An 18063-nucleotide genomic window follows, 5' to 3' on the forward strand; every position below is an offset into this window, starting at 1 on the left:
CGAGCGGGCTTGCGCGCGAAGGTGCAGAGTCAGGCATGCCACCTGCTACTGACACACCGTTTTCGCGAGCAAGCCCGCTCCCACATTTAGATCCAGTTTCCTCAGCTGAATCGGGTTAAACCCGTGCAGCAAACACTGCCTGATGTTCCCGGCACTGTTCTGCCGTCAGCATGAACACGCCGTGCCCACCGCGCTGGAAGTCCAGCCAGGCAAAGTCGACCTCCGGGTACAGCGCCTCGACGTGTACCTGGCTGTTGCCGACTTCGACAATCAGCAAGCCTTTCTCGGTCAGGTGGTCCGCGGCCTCGGCCAACATGCGGCGCACCAGGTTCAAGCCATCATCGCCGCAAGCCAGGCCCAGTTCCGGCTCGTGCTGGTATTCATCCGGCATGTCGGCGAAGTCTTCGGCATCCACATACGGCGGGTTGGACACGATCAGATCAAAACGCTGACCCGGCAGCCCCTCAAAGCCATCGCCTTGCACGGTGTACACCCGCTCATCAACGCCATGGCGCTCGATGTTCTGGTTCGCCACTTCCAGCGCTTCGAAGGACAAGTCGCCCAGTACCACTTCAGCGTCCTGGAACTCATAGGCACACGCGATGCCGATGCAACCGGAGCCGGTGCACAAGTCGAGGATGCGCGCCGGCGGCTGGGCCAACCACGGCTCGAAGCGATTTTCGATCAGTTCGCCAATCGGCGAGCGCGGGATCAACACACGCTCATCGACAATAAACGACATGCCGCAGAACCAGGCTTCTTTCAACAGGTAAGCCGTCGGCACGCGCTCATGGATGCGGCGATGCAGCAAACGCTGCACGTGGGAGATTTCTTCTTCCTCAAGGTTGCAGTCCAGGTAGCTATCGGCGATTTCCCAAGGCAGGTGCAAGGCGCCGAGCACCAATTGCCGGGCTTCGTCCCAGGCGTTGTCGGTGCCATGCCCGAAAAACAGGTCTTCCCCATGGAAACGGCTGACAGCCCAACGGATGTGGTCGCGCAACGTGCGCAGGCGGGATGTGATCACGGGGGCAAGCTCCTGGAAAAAACGACTGGCGATTCTAACAGCCTTCGCCTGCACCGACGATGGATGAAAACCCTTCGCCACCGGTCGGAATTCATCCAATTTGCCATCATCGCACGCAACAAGCCGCCCACTTGACATGGCTGCGAGCCAACAACGGCGTACCTTACGATGGTAGCGATTCACAGAACCGCTCAGCCAGTGGACAATGTCACAAAAGCCCCCCTCACAGGAGCCCCAGAATGTCCGTTCCAAAGACGATGTTTCAACTCAGCGGTCGCGGTTATGCAGCAGCCAACCTGAACCATGCGACCCTCGTGATCATCGACGCCCAGAAGGAGTACCTCAGCGGCCCACTCGCCCTCTCGGGCATGGACGCAGCGGTCGCCAATATCCAGCAACTGGTCGCCGCAGCGCGCAACGCCGGGCGCCCGATTGTGCACGTACGTCACCTGGGCACCGTTGGTGGCCTGTTTGACCCGCAGGGCGAGCGTGGCGAATTCATTCGCGGCCTGGAGCCACTCGGTGACGAAACCATTATCGGCAAGCTGCTGCCGAGCGCTTTCCACGGCACCGGCCTGGAAAAGCACTTGCAAGACTTGGGCTCGCTGGACTTGATCGTTTGCGGCTTCATGAGCCACTCCAGCGTCAGCACCACCGTGCGCGCCGCCAAGAACCTGGGCTTTCGCTGCACCCTGGTCGAAGACGCCTGCGCCACCCGCGACCTGCCCTACAAAGGCGGCATCCTGAGTGCCGAGCACGTACAGCAGACTGAAATGGCCATCATGGCTGACAACTTCGCTACCCTCGCGTCAACCAAAGATCTGATCTGATCGTCCCTCGGATGAGCGGCGCGGCGTGTTTATTGCCCCGCTCATCTGCAAATGCCTGTCATTTGCTGCAATTGCCTCAGGTACAGGAACAACCTGTGTATCTTCCGGTCGAAGGGCCGATACCCTGGAGGAAAGGTCGGAATGAAGATATCCGATGGTTTTGACGCTCGTCGCTTGCGCCCAAAGGGGCCGAGCAACTGGCGTCTGCGCCTGGTAGCCGGCTTTGCCGCGCTGCTGGCAATTGTAGGTCTGCTGCTGGCGGGTGCCGGTGGTGCCGGTTTGTTTGGTCATTCGCCGGCCCTCGGCGAGCTGAATGCCAGCCCGGGTGGCTCGGCTATTTTGTTGGTCATCGGGTTGCTGGTGCTGTGGTTGGGCGTCTGGCTGTGGCGTCGCAGCCGTCGGCGCATGCGCCAGCCGTTGTCGCTGAACATCGCTTCGCACCTGATGAAAAAGCACGACTGATGGCGCTTGGATAGCGTTTCCTGCGCCCTGGCCGCCGCGATTTAGGTAAACTGCCCGCCCTTCGCGGAGGCTGACATGCAAGACGACGATTTTTCCCTGTTCAAAAACGAGCTGCGCGGCGTCAAGCCGATCAAGCACGACCGCGCCGACACCGGCAAACCCAAGACTGACCGGGCGCAGATCGCCAAGCTGCGCCAGGCTGCGACCGTGCGCACCGACGCCACTACCGTGGACGGCCTGTCAGACCAGTTCGTGATCGACGTAGGCCCCGAAGATGAACTGATGTGGGCCCGCGACGGCGTGCAGGAAAGCCAGATGCGCAAGCTCAAGATCGGTCAGATCCCGTTCGAAGGCAGCCTCGACCTGCACGGTATGACCGTGGAAAAAGCCCGGGAAACCCTCTGGGCCTTCCTCGCCGAAGCGACCAAATTCGAAATCCGCTGTGTACGCGTCACCCACGGCAAAGCCGTGCGGCTGGATGGCAAGCGGCCGATGATCAAGAGCCACGTCAACACCTGGCTGCGTCAACACGCCCAAGTGCTGGGTTTTACCTCATGCCAGGCCCGCCACGGCGGTGCCGGTGCGGTGTACGTGATGCTCAAGCGCACCATGATGGAAGGGCGTGACGAGTAACAAGTGCCATCGTCAGGCTTGCAGCGATGTGTCCGCCACCGTAACCTTGCGCTTTGCGAAAATCCCACAGGTAGTTTCATGTCCCTGGAACAGAATTACACCGCGATCCTCGGCCAGCTCGGCGAGGACGTTTCCCGCGAGGGCCTGCTCGACACGCCAAAGCGTGCCGCCAAGGCGATGCAGTACCTTTGCCGCGGCTATGAACAGACACTGGAAGAAGTCACCAACGGTGCCTTGTTCAGCTCCGACAACAGCGAAATGGTGCTGGTAAAGGACATCGAGCTGTACTCGCTGTGCGAACATCACCTGCTGCCGTTTATCGGCAAGGCTCACGTCGCGTATATTCCGAGCGGCAAAGTGCTGGGCCTGTCGAAGGTTGCACGTATCGTCGACATGTACGCCCGCCGTCTGCAGATCCAGGAAAACCTCAGCCGCCAGATTGCCGACGCCGTCCAGCAGGTCACCGGCGCCTTGGGCGTTGCCGTGGTGATTGAGGCCAAGCACATGTGCATGATGATGCGCGGTGTGGAAAAACAGAATTCGTCGATGATCACCTCGGTGATGCTGGGTGAGTTCCGCGAAAACGCGGCAACCCGCAGCGAATTCCTCAGCCTGATCAAGTAACAGGCTGCGCAGGAAAAAGCCGGCGTTCATCGCCGGTTTTTTTTCGCCTGCAGAATTAAGGTAAGCTGCGGCCCCTTCTGTCATGGGCAAGAGGTTTCAGCCATGTTCGTCAAAGCACTTCGAGTGGGCCTCGGCCACGTCATCATCGCGGGCGACTTCCTTACCCGTCCACGCAAAAAACAGCGCCCGGCCGAACAACAGGCGCACGTCAACGCAGCCGCCAAGGACCTGACCCTGTATCAGTTCCACGCCTGCCCGTTCTGCGTGAAGACCCGCCGTGCGCTGCACCGCCTGAATGTGCCGGTGGCGTTGAAGGACGCGAAGAACAACGCGCAGGACCGCCAGACCCTGCTGGACCAAGGCGGCAAGATCAAAGTGCCGTGCCTGCGCATTGAAGAAAATGGCCAGACCACCTGGATGTATGACTCCAAGGTGATCATCGACTACCTGGACAAGCGGTTCGCTGCAATCTGACCGCCGCAGGAAATCCAAGGTGGGAGCGGGCTTGCTCGCGAACGCGGTGGATCAGTCAATTAATCTATCGACTGACACTACGCCTTCGCGAGCAAGCCCGCTCCCACATGAGTGATGTATTGCCAGGTCGAGATCCAGTAAAGCCGAGCCCAGGCACTTGCCGTGGGCGTCCAGCGCCAACGAGCGAGTCACTCCGCCACGCAAGATCCCCGGTAGCACGAAGTTCAGCGCCTGCACGTTGGGCAACTCGTAGCGCCGCACTGGCGCCGCGCCGGGTTCACGCAAGCCGGCAAAAAACTCGGCGACGCGCTCGGCCGTCAGCTGTTCATACAGCAACGGGTAGTCTTCGGCGCGGTAGGCAATGATCGAGATGTTCGAGGTGTCGCCCTTATCGCCGGTACGCGAATGGGCCAGTGTGTGCAGCTTCATGCTTGGATCCTCGGGTTGACCGCAGTTCGCGCCAGCAATAACGACGCCACCGCCACCACCTGCCGCACGCTTTTACTGGCGCCACCGCCGCTCGACGGGCCGTTGGTGTAGAGGGTTTCCACTTCATTGCCGACCCGCACCGCCTCGCTGCGTGCTTCACAGCGCGCGGCCACGCGCAGGCGTACTTCCCAGGGTTCGACGTGACTGCGTGGGCCGTGGAGCGAATCCATGCCGATCAACTCGGCGCGTACGTCCTGCATCTCTACGCCCATCAACGCCAGGCGCTTGAGTACGATGTCCCGCGCCAGTTGCGCCCGTGCGACAGCACCCGGTCCGCCGTAAGACATCTGCCCTTCGCCGATCCAACCGTCCAGATAACCGACACTGACTTTCAACTGTTCGGGCCGCGCACGACCGCCCGCACCTTGGGCGCGCACGCGATCAACGCCGGCCTCGACAAACGCCACTTGGGAAAAATCGGCGGTGACGTCTGGCGTCAGGTACGCCGCAGGATCGTGAACTTCATAGATCAGTTGCTCAGTACAGGTCGCGCGGCTGACGCGCCCGCCCGAACCGGCCACCTTGGTGATCAAGGCTGCGCCGTCGGCATTCACCTCAGCCAAGGGAAAGCCCAGCCGCGCCAAATCGTCCACATCCTTGAAACCAGGGTCTGCAAAATAGCCACCGCTGACCTGACCTGCGCACTCAAGCAAATGCCCGACCAACGTCCCCCGGCCCAGGCGCTGCCAATCATCTGCCGCCCAGCCGAACTCAAACATCTGCGGCGCCAGAAACAACGAGGGGTCGGCCACCCGCCCGGTGATAACCACATCGGCTTCGGCGCGCAGGGCCTCAAGAATGCCGTCGACACCCAGGTAGGCGTTCGCAGAAATCAGCCGCTCGCCCAGGGAACCCAGGGTCTGACCGTTATCCAGCAACTGCTCGGGCTGCAAGCTGGCCAACACGTCATCACCCACCACGGCCACCACCTTGAGGTTCAGGCCCAACTCACGGGCAATCCGCCGCGTTTCAATGGCCGCCGACACCGGGTTGGCCGCGCCCATGTTGGTGATGACGCGCAAGCGACGTCGACCATCAGGCCGCCCGACAAAGGGCAACACCCGGCGCATGCGCTCACTCAGCAGTGGGTCGTAACCGCCCTGTGGATCACTGATACGCGCCTGTTGCGCCAAGGCAATGGTGCGTTCGGCCAGGCATTCAAACACCAGGTAATCCAGGTCGCCCTGCTCGGCCAGTTCCACAGCAGGTTCGATACGGTCGCCGGAGTAGCCGGCGCCGGAACCGATGCGTAGGGTTTTCATCTCAAATCACTCCCAGGAGCAACGCGGTCAGGGTCATCAACACCGACGCGGCAAACAGAAAAGGAATCGTGAAGCGCTGATGATCGGCCAGTTCGATCTTGCACAAACCCACCAGCAGGAAGGTCGCGGGGGTCAGCGGGCTGACCGGAAACCCGGTGGTGTGCACCCCCAGCAGTGAGGCCTGGGCCACTTGCAGCGGGTCGACACCCAGGGCCTTGCCGACTTCGGCAATCACCGGCATCACGCCAAAATAGTAAGAGTCAGGGTCGAACAGCAGGCTCAGCGGCATGGAGATGAACCCGACCACCGCCGGGATCAACTGGCCATGGCCGGCCGGAATCTGCGCCACCGCCACTTCGGCCATGGCCTTGAGCATGCCGGTGCCTTGCATGATGCCGGTGAATACCCCGGCGGCGAGGAGGATGCTGGCCATGGTCAGCGCCGTCTTGGCATGGGCATCGATACGTGCGCGCTGTGCGTCCACATTGGGGTAGTTGATGCACAGTGCGACCACGGTGCCGAGCATGAACATCACCACCGGGTCGACCCAGCCGGCAATCATCACCACCATCACCAGGACGGTCAGCAGCAGGTTGACCCAGAACAAGCGTGGGCGACGCAGCTTGATGTCGTCGGCGCTGAGCACCCGTTGCGGCACCGCATCGACCGTGGAGACGGCGCCCAGGCCCAGGCGTTTTTCTTCGCGATGGCCCAGCCACCAGGCACAGGCGAACACGAAGACCAAACCGACGATTTGCACCGGAATCAGCGGTTGGAACAGCTCGGCCACCGGCACATGCAACGCCGCCGACGAACGCAGCACCGGGCCGGTCCACGGCAGGAAGTTGACCCCGGCAGCCATCGCACAAACGCAGGCCAGAATGCGTTTGTCGATGCCCAGCCGCGTGTACAACGGCAGCATCGCCGGCACCGTCACCAGAAAGGTCACCGCGCCCGAGCCGTCCAGGTGCACCAGCAACGCCAGGGTCGCAGTACCCACGACAATCCGTGTAGGACGCGTCCCTACCGTACGCAGGATGCGATCAATGATGGGGTCAAGCATGCCAGCGTCCGTCATGATCCCGAAGAACAGAATCGCGAACACAAACATGCCCACCACAGGGGCGACGTTTTTGATCCCGGTAATGATGAAGGCGCTGGTTTGCAGGCCAAACCCGCCGAGCAACGCGGCGATGATCGGCAAGGCGATCAGGGCCACCAGTGGCGAGAGGCGCTTGCTCATGACGGCAGCGAGCAGGCACAGGATGGTAATGACACCCAGGGTAGCGAGCATGGGTTACTCCAGAGCGGCCTTTTTGGCCGGTTATTGTTTTCCCTGGAGTATTGGAAGCGGGTTAGTCTTTGTAAATTGGAATATTCGGCCGCTCACGTTCGCAAAAACAAAATGATCGGAACACACCATGAAAAACTCGATCCAGCATATTCAAGCGTTCCTGGCGGTTGCCCGCACTGGCAGCTTTACCAAGGCGGCCAACGAACTGCACCTGTCGCCGTCGGCACTCACCGTACAAGTCCAGCAACTCGAAGACTGGCTGGGCGTCGCCCTGCTTGATCGCAGCCCGCGTCATGTGAGCATCACGGCTGCCGGCGAAGCCGCCCGCGCGCCCATGGAAAAACTGCTGCTGGACCTGGACAACATCGTCACCGGCTCACGCGACCTGGCCGCGCTGCGCCGAGGCGTGGTCACCATCGCCGCACTGCCCTCGGTGTGCGCCGGCGCCCTGCCCCCGGCCCTGCGCCTGTTTCGCGAGCGTTATGCCGGGATCGAAGTCCGCCTGCATGACGTGGTGGCCCACCGCATTCACGCGCAGGTGCGGTCCGGCGAGGTGGACTTCGGCCTCGGGGTGCGGGCGCGGCTGAGCCATGGCCTGGATTTCGTGCCGGTGTTGAATGATCGGCTGTGCGCGTTTGTCCCCCTGGAGCATCCCCTCGCCCGCCATCGGCAACTGACCCTTGAGCAATTGGCGGCGCAGCCGATCATCCTCACCGGGCGCGACAGCAGTGTGCGAGAGCACGTGGACGCACTGTTTGATCAGACGCGGCTGACGATGAATGCGGGCATGGAAGCCAACTATATGTCGACCGTCTTGGCGTTGGTGCGCCAGGGCTTGGGGATCAGTGTATTGCCGGAGTCGGCGGCGGACAGCCTGGAAGGCTTGAAGCGCATCAACATCGACCATCCCGGCGTGAACCGGGAGATCGGGTTGATCCGTCGCAGCGGGATGGGCTTGAGCCCGGCGGCGCAGCAGTGTTTCGAGTTACTGAACACAGAACTACCAAGCAGGCCACCCAGCTGAAGCCTGACACTGCCCGTGTGCCCAGGTGTTGCGCGGTGATGCTGTCGCCGGCAAGCCGGCGTCCATCTCTGATCGGTACGAATCAGTCCAGCATCGCCACATGCCCGGGATGGCTGGCCACGCGCTTCAACCATGCCTGCACGGCCGGATAAGGCGTGAGGTCAAAGCCACCCTCATGCGCCACGTGGGTGTAGGCATACAGTGCAATATCGGCAATCGAATATTGCTCGCCCACCAGGTACGGCGTGGCTTGTAACTGACGCTCCATCACCTTCAACGCCTTGTAACCGCCCTTATGCGTGGTTTTGTATTCTTCAAGACGATCTTCCGGCATGTTCAGGTAGAACTGGATAAACCGCGCCACGGCGATATACGGTTCGTGGCTGTATTGCTCGAAGAACTGCCACTGCAACACCTGAGTGCGCAGGCGCGGCTCGGTTGGCAAAAATTCGCTGCCATCGGCCAGGAAGTTGAGGATCGCGTTGGATTCCCACAGGCAGGTGCCATCTTCCAGTTCCAGCACCGGGATCTTGCCGTTAGGGTTCTTGGCCAGGAATTCAGCGGTCTGGGTGTCGCCGTTAAGGATGTCGACATCGATCCACTGGTACGCAATGCCCAATAGATTGAGCATCAGTTTGACCTTGTAGCAGTTGCCCGACCTGTAATCGCCATAAACCTTGTACATGGGGCTCCCCTTATGCCGCTTGCGCGTGCTGTGCTTGACGGACCACCGCGGCCAGGCGCTTGAGACCTTCGTCCAAACGGGCCGGGTCGATATGGCTGAAATTGAGGCGCAACGAGCCAGGGTGCTGATCGGGCTCGGAAAAGAACGGTTCACCGGGCATGAACGCGACGTTCTGATCTAATGCTTGCGCCAACAAGGTGCGGGTGTCGAGCGGTTGTTTCAAGGTCAGCCAGAAGAATAATCCGCCCTGGGGCGTTTGCCAGTCCGCCAAATCACCGAAATGGCGCTCGAGTGCGGCCTGGAATGCATCGCGGCGTTCGCGGTAAAAGCTGCGCAGTTCCAGCAGATGCTGCTGGTAACGCTCGGTGCCGATCCACTGCATCGCCTGCCACTGGCCGACGCGGTTGGTGTGCAGGTCCGCCGATTGCTTGAGTTTGAGCAGGTGCGGGAACAGGTCAGGGCTGGCGATCAGGTAACCGACGCGCAAGCCCGGCAACAACGTCTTGGAGACCGTGCCGGTGTAGATCCAGCTGGCTTTCTGCAGGCGGCCGGCAATCGGCTGCGCACTGCCGCCATCGAAGGTCAGCTCGCGGTAGGGCTCGTCTTCGATCAGGGTCACGCCGAACTCATCAAGCAACGCGGCGACAGCCTCGCGCTTGGCCTCGCTGTAGCGCACGGCCGACGGGTTCTGGAACGTCGGAATCAGGTAGATGAACGCCGGGCGCTGGCGTTCAAGCGTGGTACGCAACGCCGCCAGGTCCGGACCGTCGGCCTCCAGTTGCACGGTGAGGCAATCGGCGCCGAACAGCTGGAAAATCTGTAACGCGGCCAGGTAGGTCGGGCCTTCCAGCAGGATCGGCGTGCCTTTGTCGATGTACAACTTGGCGGCCAGGTCCAGGGTTTGCTGGGAACCGCTGACCACCAGCACCTGGCTGGCCTGGCAGGGCACGCCCAGTGCGCGCGCCTCGGCGGCGAGCAATTCGCGCAAGTGCGGCTCGCCTTCGCTCATGCCGTATTGGCCAATATTGACGGGCATGCCGTCCCAGTTCAACGCGGGCAACATGGCTTCGGCCGGCAAGCCGCCGGCGAACGACATCACTTCCGGGCGCTGGGCCGCGGCGAGGATTTCACGAATCAAGGAGCTTTTGAGGCGCGTAACACGTTCAGAGAAGGCCATAAGGTCACCGGTGGCAAAGCGCGTAGGAAATACGTCAAACTGCTTGACCGAAATTACGACGACCCGGGTAGATACGTCAATATGCTTGACCTTAAAAATCAGAGCAGCCAGCAGCAAGCCATGGAAGCCTTCTTCTTCGGCTATCAGGCGTTCACCGCCAAGGCCGATGAAATGCTGGAGCGCCGTGGCCTGAGCCGTGTGCATCAGCGCATCGTGTTTTTCATCGCGCGTTATCCCGCGTTGAGCGTGACACAACTGCTGGAATTGCTCGGCGTGAGTAAACAGGCGCTGAACATGCCATTGCGCCAATTGCAGGAAATGCACTTGGTCAGCAGCGTCGCGTCCGAGACCGACAAGCGCAAACGCCTGCTGGAATTGAGCGAAGAAGGCCTGCGTTTCGAGCAGTCATTGCGCCGCGAACAAGTCAAATTGTTGCAACGCGCCTTCAGCGAAGCCGGCGAAGAAGCGGTGGCGGGATGGCTGGCGGTCAACCAGGCGCTGAGTGGCGCAAATTAGCCTTTCATCCCCTTTTGCGCACATAACAGAAAACATTATTTGCTTTATTTGTATACAAAAGCATAATTCGCTTCGTGCGAGTTCCTGACCTTATAGTCAACAAAACCCGCCAGTACCTCAAAGCGCCGTTGCCCACTCATGTGACCGGCGCTGGAAATAACAATAAAACTCTTGAGGAGTACTCGCTGTGGAAAGCCGCAAATCCGAAGCCCCAACGCTGGACCTCGCCGCACCGCAAGGCGGCTGGCTGGAACGCCTGTTCAAACTGAGCGTGCATGGCACCACAGTGAAGACCGAGCTGATTGCCGGCCTCACTACCTTCATCACCATGGCCTACATCATCTTCGTCAACCCCAACATCATGGCCGACGCCGGTATCGATCACGGCGCAGCGTTTGTCGCCACCTGTATCGCCGCCGCCCTCGGTTGCCTGTTGATGGGCCTGTACGCCAACTGGCCGGTCGGCCTGGCGCCGGGCATGGGCCTGAACGCGTTCTTCACCTACACCGTGGTCGGCACCATGGGCTACCACTGGGAAACAGCGCTGGGTGCGGTGTTTATCTCGGGCGTGCTGTTCATGGGCCTGACCCTGTCCCGGGTGCGTGAATGGCTGCTCAACAGCATTCCAGTCAGCCTGCGCCACGCCATGGGCGCGGGTGTCGGGTTGTTTCTAGGCGTGATTGGCCTGAAAACCGCCGGCATCATCGTCGACAGCCCGGCCACGTTGATCAAGCTCGGCTCACTGCACGAGCCCGCCCCACTGCTGGCGGCGGTGTGCTTTTTGCTGATTGCGATCCTCAGCTACCACCGGGTATTCGGCGCCATCCTGATCAGCATTATCGCCGTGACCCTGGCCGGATGGGGCCTGGGCCTGGTGCACTACAACGGCATTCTCTCCCCCCCACCAAGCCTGGCACCGACCTGGATGGCCATGGACGTGAAAGGTGTATTCAATGTCAGCATGATCAGCGTGGTATTTGCCTTTTTGTTTGTGCACATGTTTGATACCGCTGGGACCTTGATGGGCGTTGCACAACGCGCCGGCCTGGTCGGTGCGGATGGCAAGATTCAAAACCTGTCCCGCGCGTTGAAGGCCGACAGTGCTTCCAGCGTGTTCGGTGCAATGGTCGGCGTGCCGCCTGTGACCAGCTATGTGGAAAGTGCTGCCGGTGTAGCCGCCGACGGTCGCACCGGGCTGACTGCCGTAACCGTCGGCGTGCTGTTTGTGGCGGCGATGTTCTTTGCGCCGTTGGCCGGCATGATCCCTGCGTATGCCACGGCGGGCGCGCTGATTTATGTGGCAATGCTGATGATGGCGAGCATGGCCCATATCAATTGGGATGAAGCCACCGACAGCATTCCGGCGATTGTCACGGCAATCATGATGCCGCTGACCTTCTCGGTCGCCGACGGTATCGCCCTGGGCTTTATCACTTACGTAGCGCTCAAGGCCGGCACCGGCAAGTACCGCGAGATTTCCATCAGCCTGTGGGTGTTGTGCGCGATTTTTATCGCGAAATTTATCTTCCTGTAGTTCGGGAATGGCTGAAAACCGCCTCACCTTCGGGTGGGGCTTTTGCACGAGTGGAGGACTGTAAATGACCCTGGAAACCTGGCTGCTGTTCAGCGGCGCTGCTTTGATCGTGATCCTGATTCCCGGCCCGCTGTCGCTGCTGATGATCAGCAACAGCCTCAACTACGGCCTGCGCCGCTCGTACCCGGCGTTTCTGGGTGGGGTGTTTGCCTCGATTTGCTTGTTGAGTGCTTCGGCGCTCGGCTTGGGCGCTTTGTTACTGGCCTCGGAGCAGTTGTTCAGTGCCTTGAAGATCGTCGGTGCGCTTTACCTGTTTTATCTCGCCTGGCAAAGCTGGCAGCAATCACGGCAACCGGCCCGCGCTGCCGACGTCCCGCAAGCACCGGCAGTGCCACGTTTCAGCGCACTGTTTGGCCGTGCCTTTGTGCTGGGCGCCAGCAACCCCAAGGACATCCTGTTTTTTGCGGCCTTCCTGCCGCAATTTCTCAACAGCCAGCAGGCGTTTTTGCCCCAGTTGCTGGTCATGATCGCCACTTGGGCCGTGCTCGACCTGCTCTGCAAGCTGACCTACGGCCTGGGCGCCCATGGTGCTGCGCGGTATTTGCGCAGCGGCTCGGGCCAGAGTGCGTTCAACCGGGTCAGCGCCGCCTTGTTCAGTTGCGCCGGCGCGGTGTCGTTACTCAACGCGAGGGTTTAATTTAATGAAGTAAACGGAGGGCGCCTTGTCCTTCCAGTCCGGCCACTGAATACCCGCCATGATCCGAACCAGGCGCTGCTCACGCAGCGCACTGCTGACCTCGGCTGACAACCTCACGCTGGTCGCGCCGGGCCTGAGTGCGTTGAACCAACGGTGTTTAAAGCGGGTGCCCATATAAATCCCCCCTTTCTCAACCCACTGGTAAGCCACGTAATAGAGCCGGTTTGGCGCAGTGGGATGAATGGCGACCAACTCCTCTGTGGCTCTTGCGTAACGTACGCCTTCAAGTACCCGGAGCGTGAAGCCCTGCTGTTCCAGCACGCTTTTGACGGCCGCTCGCTGCACGGCCTGGCGGTCTCGCGCAACGGATCTGCCCCCGCGCTGCAGCCTTGATTCCAAAGGGACGGGCGGAGTGAAGTCGACACGCGTGAAGCCTGGCGCTGCGCCCTCGTAACCGACATGCAGGTAATCGGTCCGTGTCTCACTGGACCGTAGCATCCTGAGCAGATCATCCGTCTGGCCCGCTCGTGCGGGCGCCGCGGGTAGCCAATCGTCCAGCGTCGCGCGCATGTTAAGCAGGTGACTGGCCGTTGCAGGGCGCTCCGGGCCTGATAACTCAAGTATCCTCGCAACGGTAAATTCTCGGCTTTTGCTGGTCATGGTTGGGAACGCCTGCGCCACATACATTGGCAACGGCCTGTCGAACAGGGGGGCATGCACCTGCCAGCGCCCCGCTGAGGTACGTGACACAGGCAGGGGCTGCTCAGCCAGTGCCGTGCTGGTCCAACGCTCAATATCGACGCGGGCCAGTGAAACCAGTTGCTCATTGCGGTGAATAAACACGATACGGTTCAACGGCGCCTGCCCGCCCTCGGGGAGCAACCTGTAATAAACACTGAGCGGATCGGTCAGTTGGGTATTCGGCGGGGCAACGCGCAGCACATTGTAGGCAAACTCCCGAGCATCCCTGGGGATATGAAACACGCCTGGCGCCGGGGAGCTCAATTGCGGATTGACCTCAATGTCCATCCGCCAACTGACCCAATGGGTCGCGGTCGCGGATGAGTGAAGAATCCTGCTTTCCGTCGCCGAACGCACAATCGGGGGGCGCCAGTCCGGCGCCGCCGACACCGGCGCATGCCACGGGTTGAGCAGCGCTGAACGGGTTCCCGCGACCGGCTGTGGCCTATCGGCACCGAGCAGCCATTCCCGCGGCTGGTGGATGTTCAAGATCAGTTCGTCCTGACCCGGCGCCTGCGTGTTTTTCAGACGAAACACCTGTTCGTCGCCACGCCGGTAGAGCGGGTAATGGTGGGTGTCATCCGCGACAAAGGTCTCGCCATTTTTCACCTGGACTGCGTTCTCCCCCACCCCTTTCAACGCTACGGCGCCCTGCGGGATACCCTTGGTTCTAAATGGCGCGATGGCTTGGAGTTGAGGCACCGTTGACGGCGCAGAGCGCGAAATCTCGTGTGTGGTCATACGCAATCGGTGTATCCGCCCCAGGGCCGGGCGCAGTGCCGGCCGCGTCATGCGCGTCGCACTACCGCCCGCAGGCTTGGGGCCGGGTATAAAGTTCGCTAACACGTCGATCGCCAGAAAGGCACTCATAAAGCCCACATCGATGGCATCGTGCGGGTCGCCGAAACGGTGATAACGCCGCGCGGCCAACAGCAACTCATAGAAGTCATTGAACATCCCGACTAATGGGTTGAAAAAAGCCACCAACCTGCGCTGGGTTGCATCGCTTTGCTCGCCAAGACGACGGGCTCGATAGGCGTCAAGGGCTTTACCGGAATGACTCGCAGCCTGGGTCCGACGTTGCAGTTCAAGCACGCTGGCGTGGTACAGCAATGCCTGGGCGTTGAAGTGCGAGGTGGCAACCAGTGCCAAGCCGTGCTGCGGATCACTGGCAAGCTGCTCAAGGGTTTGCTTTTCGATCTCATCAGCCAACGCCGTCGGCTCCAGATGCTTGACGCTGAATGAACGAATAAACTCGCGCCCGTGCCAAACCCCTTTGAGCATGAAAGCAGTGGGTGACAGCTCCAGGCTGTTAAGGGCCTGATCGAGCCTGTCGACGCGCCCCGGATGGTGGGTGATGGCCTCAAACGCCCAGCCAGGGGCGACCTGCCGCGCCAGTGCCTTGGCGTTGTCGGGCAATGCGCCGATACGGTTCAACGCATCATGGGCCTGTTGCAGGCTGCTGTATTCAGTGAGGATCAACGCTGGCGTGGTGGCCTGGGGCCAATAGCTAACGCACCGCCCGGAGCGCTTGTCGTGCACCAGCACTATCCCGGCGATGTAGCGATCGTGCTGCATCGTGTGCCCCACCAGATGAACCACGTACAGTTGCAACTCATGCTGGTTTTTCAGCAGGTCCTGCGCTGTTCGAGCCGCCATCGCCGTGCTGAACACCCGTTGTGCCGGTGCCGTGAGCCCCGCGTGTGTTGCGCAACGCAGATGGTGCGCAAAGCCCGCGTGCAATGCGCGATTCAATAACGCGGGAATGCGCCCCTGACTGAGCGTGTCGTCGATGCCAAGCCGCGGGTAAAACGTCTGCTTGATCAAGGCGTCGTATTGGCCACCGATATCCAGCGAGGACACCATGCGGATCAGGTAATCGGCACCCAGCGGTGGTTTGCGCTCAGGTTGCAGAAAACGCGCGCGACTCAATCGCCACCGTGTCCAGGGCGCCAGTGGGTCCAGGTTGTGCAGCACCAGTTGCAGCAGACTAAAGGTTGTACGCGTCGCGCTTGGGGTCAATATTATGTTGCGATCGCCCACGGGGCAGGCGCTTGTGCCCCCACAATAGCTGCCGTGAACATCATCGGGCATATCAATAAAGGGCTGGTCGATATCCAGCGGCGGGGAGATGGCGTCCTCGCTCAACCGGGCGTTCAAGGCGCAGCGTGCAAACGTTTCCAGGCCAGGCAGATGCTGTTCAAGCCGGGCTTGATAGGCGAAGGCGCCGCTCAGGTAACGGCGCTGCGAACGTTTGAAGTGCCTACGTTGGGTGCGCGTTGCGCCCGCCAGCCATGTCGGCAGCTTTTTCGCTTCAGAGGCGGTCTTGAGCAGCAGCTCAATATTGGCGAGGGCGTGTGCCAAAGCGCTATTGGCAGGCACCTTCAGCTGTTCTTTCAGCTCGACCAACAGCAGCGCGCGACTCAGTTCGGCATCCTTCACCTCACTGAAAAGCCGCGTGATGTCCTCGGTGCTTTTGTACAAGCGATCAAAGGACCCCAGCATTTTCTGCAGCGCTGCCAGCGCAGGCTTGCCATTGATGGGGACGTAGCGCACCGACAAGCTGTCCCGCAGCGCATGGGCGCGTAAGTCGTTACGCTTATCGCGCTCGACACCGCCCCACAGCACCGAGTCGTCACGACTGCTCAGGCTCGCCTTGACGCTACGGGTCAAGGCCTCCAATCCGGAAAACCCCAGCACCCCGCCCTCTGCCCCGAACGCATACAACACCACCGGATGCTGGCGGGTCGGAACCCGCACTGCTGCGGCGGTGGTCACCACCCACACGTTATGGAGTGGGTAGAAGGCGTCGGGATCGCTGCCCACCGCGATCGACAACACCTGGGTTTGGGTGCCCAGGCGTTTCGCCGCTAACGGCTGCTCCAGCACTTCGATTATCAGGTCGCGATGAGCGGTGCTGAGCAACTTGAGCCGATGCTGCAACTGGACCTCACAACGCAGTGCCTCGGTCTGCGCCGTCATGAACAGGGTGCCACGCCTGGGTGTCCCGGCCCCACCGGGGCGCTCCGTCCAGAACGCCACCTCCAGCAGTCGCTGCTGTGCACCCTGCGTCAACGTCTTCAACGCCTGGGCCTGCACCTTGAGGTGGCTTAGCAGCGCCATGAGTTGCTGATACGCGGGCGTTTCGGCGCTGGGGTCCTGCGGATCGAGCAGTGCAACCAGCGCTTTTTCGTACCGTTTGATCTGCTGCTCTGCAGTCCGCAGCGGCAAGCCGGACGCGGTACTGGCAAAGATAATTTCTGCGCGCCGTCGCTGCTGGTCCCACGTGAGCATTTGATTACCCAGCACACCGAGCCGAGCGCTGCCGACCAACCGCTTCCTGGTGCTCTCTACGTGCGCGAGAAAAGGGCCCGCCGTGAGCGGTGGTGGCCGAGGCCGTTGTGTCGAAAACACATGGTCGTGATTGATCATTACGGCGCAGGCCAATTCGTTTCCCCATTGCTCACTGAGCAGCGCCTGCGCGCTGAGTGCCAACGCATCGCCGGTGACCGTCAGGCCACGCAAAACACTGGACGCCGGGGACAAGTCGGCAGGCTGGCACAAGGCATTGCGGCGACTTAACGGCAAGCAAAGCCAGAGGTCATGGAACAGCGACCGGTTCAGCTCCAGTACGCCACATTGAAGCGCGACGAACGAGGGGTATTCATAGAAGTTGCGCGCGACACCCGGCAGGTAAATCACGTGCGGTGCATCGTCGGGGTTGCCCTCGCGAAAAAAATGTAATGCGCCGGGGATCGCAACCGCAGGCGTGCCAGGCCACATCATCTGGCCCACGCGCACGCAGGCCCAGCTGCCACCTGCACGTTGGCGCGCCTCAGCGGTCGGGGCATCGATCACAGCCTGGACCATGGCCATGCCGCGACTCGATAACTCATCCAGTTGCCGCGCGATAAAGGCCCGGTCAGCAAAGAGCTGAGCGTGCAACTCAACCCAACGCTCACGGCGCGTGAGCCACCCACCCTGCACCAGGGTGGCCCAGTAGTCAGTGTGCGCACGGGCCAGCCGATCAAACAGGCGCAACGCGATAACGCGCTCCAGTACGTCCAGCGGTGTATAGGGCAACCGACGATTCGGCTCGCCTTTGACGCTCAGGCCGGTGAATTGATTGACGTTGATCGGCACCGAAGGCAGCACCAGCAACAACAATGCCCGATCAGTCAAGCTGTCGACATGCTCGGGCACACTCGGTGACGCTGGCAACTTGGGCACGGTAAACAGCAGGCTATCTGGGTCAATCTCGAAGGCGTTGCGCAGCTCGGTGCGGATTACCGTCAAGATTTTTGGCGAGTGCCCCAGCAGGCGTGTAAGTGCCCGTGTCGACGCACGGCAACGCCAATCGGCAAGAGCGATTTGATTGATCAGCCGGCTGGGATGGGCATCAGCATTAATCCGCCGTCTCAACTGCTCGCGAATAACCTGCCACGCCGTTTCAGCAGTGTCGGCAGTATCGGCAAGGTCAGGAGTGGGGATTACGCCCAGGTGGTCGGGGGACGAGGTCATGGGTTTTCTTCTCTAAGAGGAAAAGACCCAGCCTAGGGATCACCGGCATTCAAAAGGCACTAGATAATTGAACGCG

15 protein-coding genes and 1 pseudogene are annotated in these 18063 nt (G+C 61.0%); 9 read left to right on the top strand and 7 right to left on the bottom strand.

Annotated features, from left to right (window positions below; all coding sequences use genetic code 11):
* Positions 1 to 115: 115 nt before the first annotated feature.
* On the bottom strand, positions 116 to 1024 hold the full coding sequence (prmB, locus tag A7D21_RS02775; protein WP_053257225.1) for a 50S ribosomal protein L3 N(5)-glutamine methyltransferase: 909 nt from the start codon (positions 1022 to 1024) through the stop codon (positions 116 to 118).
* A gap of 239 nt (positions 1025 to 1263) precedes the next feature.
* Between prmB and A7D21_RS02780 the strand changes: the two genes are divergently transcribed.
* The 5 genes from A7D21_RS02780 (at position 1264) to A7D21_RS02800 (ending at position 4047) form a co-directional block, all read left to right on the top strand.
* Positions 1264 to 1854, top strand: coding sequence for a cysteine hydrolase family protein (locus A7D21_RS02780; RefSeq protein ID WP_053257226.1), 591 nt, complete (start codon positions 1264 to 1266; stop codon positions 1852 to 1854).
* 141 nt (positions 1855 to 1995) lie between these two features.
* Positions 1996 to 2316 (top strand): hypothetical protein, encoded by a 321-nt coding sequence (locus tag A7D21_RS02785; RefSeq protein WP_053257227.1) that lies wholly within the window; start codon positions 1996 to 1998, stop codon positions 2314 to 2316.
* 75 nt (positions 2317 to 2391) lie between these two features.
* Entirely contained in the window at positions 2392 to 2949 is a 558-nt protein-coding gene (locus A7D21_RS02790) for a Smr/MutS family protein (RefSeq protein WP_053257228.1), read from the top strand.
* 78 nt (positions 2950 to 3027) lie between these two features.
* On the top strand, positions 3028 to 3573 hold the full coding sequence (gene folE / locus A7D21_RS02795; RefSeq protein WP_003204506.1) for a GTP cyclohydrolase I FolE: 546 nt from the start codon (positions 3028 to 3030) through the stop codon (positions 3571 to 3573).
* 102 nt (positions 3574 to 3675) lie between these two features.
* Entirely contained in the window at positions 3676 to 4047 is a 372-nt protein-coding gene (locus A7D21_RS02800; RefSeq protein WP_069551027.1) for a glutathione S-transferase N-terminal domain-containing protein, read from the top strand.
* A 120-nt stretch (positions 4048 to 4167) separates the two neighbouring features.
* Here the strand turns inward: A7D21_RS02800 and A7D21_RS02805 are convergent.
* From A7D21_RS02805 to A7D21_RS02815, 3 genes and pseudogenes are all read right to left on the bottom strand, one after another.
* Positions 4168 to 4476 (bottom strand): annotated as a pseudogene (locus A7D21_RS02805) (hypothetical protein); the annotation flags it as partial.
* Complete coding sequence (locus A7D21_RS02810; RefSeq protein WP_069551028.1) at positions 4473 to 5798, bottom strand: acyclic terpene utilization AtuA family protein; 1326 nt, start codon at positions 5796 to 5798, stop codon at positions 4473 to 4475. The pseudogene A7D21_RS02805 and the gene A7D21_RS02810, both read right to left, overlap by 4 nt.
* A 1-nt stretch (position 5799) precedes the next feature.
* A complete protein-coding gene (locus A7D21_RS02815) occupies positions 5800 to 7092 on the bottom strand; it encodes a CitMHS family transporter (protein ID WP_069551029.1) in 1293 nt (430 codons plus the stop codon).
* Positions 7093 to 7219: 127 nt separating this feature from the next.
* Between A7D21_RS02815 and A7D21_RS02820 the strand changes: the two genes are divergently transcribed.
* Entirely contained in the window at positions 7220 to 8116 is an 897-nt protein-coding gene (locus A7D21_RS02820) for a LysR family transcriptional regulator (RefSeq protein ID WP_069551030.1), read from the top strand.
* 82 nt (positions 8117 to 8198) lie between these two features.
* Here A7D21_RS02820 and A7D21_RS02825 read toward each other — a convergent pair whose 3' ends face one another.
* Together A7D21_RS02825 and A7D21_RS02830 are read right to left on the bottom strand one after the other, a co-directional pair.
* Positions 8199 to 8801 (bottom strand): glutathione S-transferase family protein, encoded by a 603-nt coding sequence (locus A7D21_RS02825; RefSeq protein ID WP_053257234.1) that lies wholly within the window; start codon positions 8799 to 8801, stop codon positions 8199 to 8201.
* 10 nt (positions 8802 to 8811) lie between these two features.
* Complete coding sequence (locus A7D21_RS02830; RefSeq protein WP_069551031.1) at positions 8812 to 9978, bottom strand: PLP-dependent aminotransferase family protein; 1167 nt, start codon at positions 9976 to 9978, stop codon at positions 8812 to 8814.
* An 81-nt stretch (positions 9979 to 10059) separates the two neighbouring features.
* Here A7D21_RS02830 and A7D21_RS02835 point away from each other — a divergent pair, with 81 nt between their 5' ends.
* The 3 genes from A7D21_RS02835 (at position 10060) to A7D21_RS02845 (ending at position 12725) form a co-directional block, all read left to right on the top strand.
* The gene (locus tag A7D21_RS02835) at positions 10060 to 10494 is read left to right on the top strand and encodes a MarR family winged helix-turn-helix transcriptional regulator (protein ID WP_053257236.1); all 435 of its coding nucleotides are present in this window, start codon (positions 10060 to 10062) and stop codon (positions 10492 to 10494) included.
* 187 nt (positions 10495 to 10681) lie between these two features.
* Positions 10682 to 12028, top strand: coding sequence for an NCS2 family permease (locus A7D21_RS02840; protein ID WP_069551032.1), 1347 nt, complete (start codon positions 10682 to 10684; stop codon positions 12026 to 12028).
* A gap of 64 nt (positions 12029 to 12092) precedes the next feature.
* Positions 12093 to 12725, top strand: a complete 633-nt coding sequence (locus A7D21_RS02845) for a LysE family translocator (RefSeq protein ID WP_053257238.1) — start codon at positions 12093 to 12095, stop codon at positions 12723 to 12725.
* Here the strand turns inward: A7D21_RS02845 and A7D21_RS02850 are convergent.
* Positions 12705 to 17987 (bottom strand): dermonecrotic toxin domain-containing protein, encoded by a 5283-nt coding sequence (locus A7D21_RS02850; RefSeq protein ID WP_069551033.1) that lies wholly within the window; start codon positions 17985 to 17987, stop codon positions 12705 to 12707. The genes A7D21_RS02845 and A7D21_RS02850 overlap by 21 nt on opposite strands.
* Between the last annotated feature and the right edge of the window lie 76 nt (positions 17988 to 18063).

It is taken from the genome of Pseudomonas sp. AP19 (assembly GCF_001728855.1).
Classification (GTDB): domain Bacteria; phylum Pseudomonadota; class Gammaproteobacteria; order Pseudomonadales; family Pseudomonadaceae; genus Aquipseudomonas; species Aquipseudomonas fluorescens.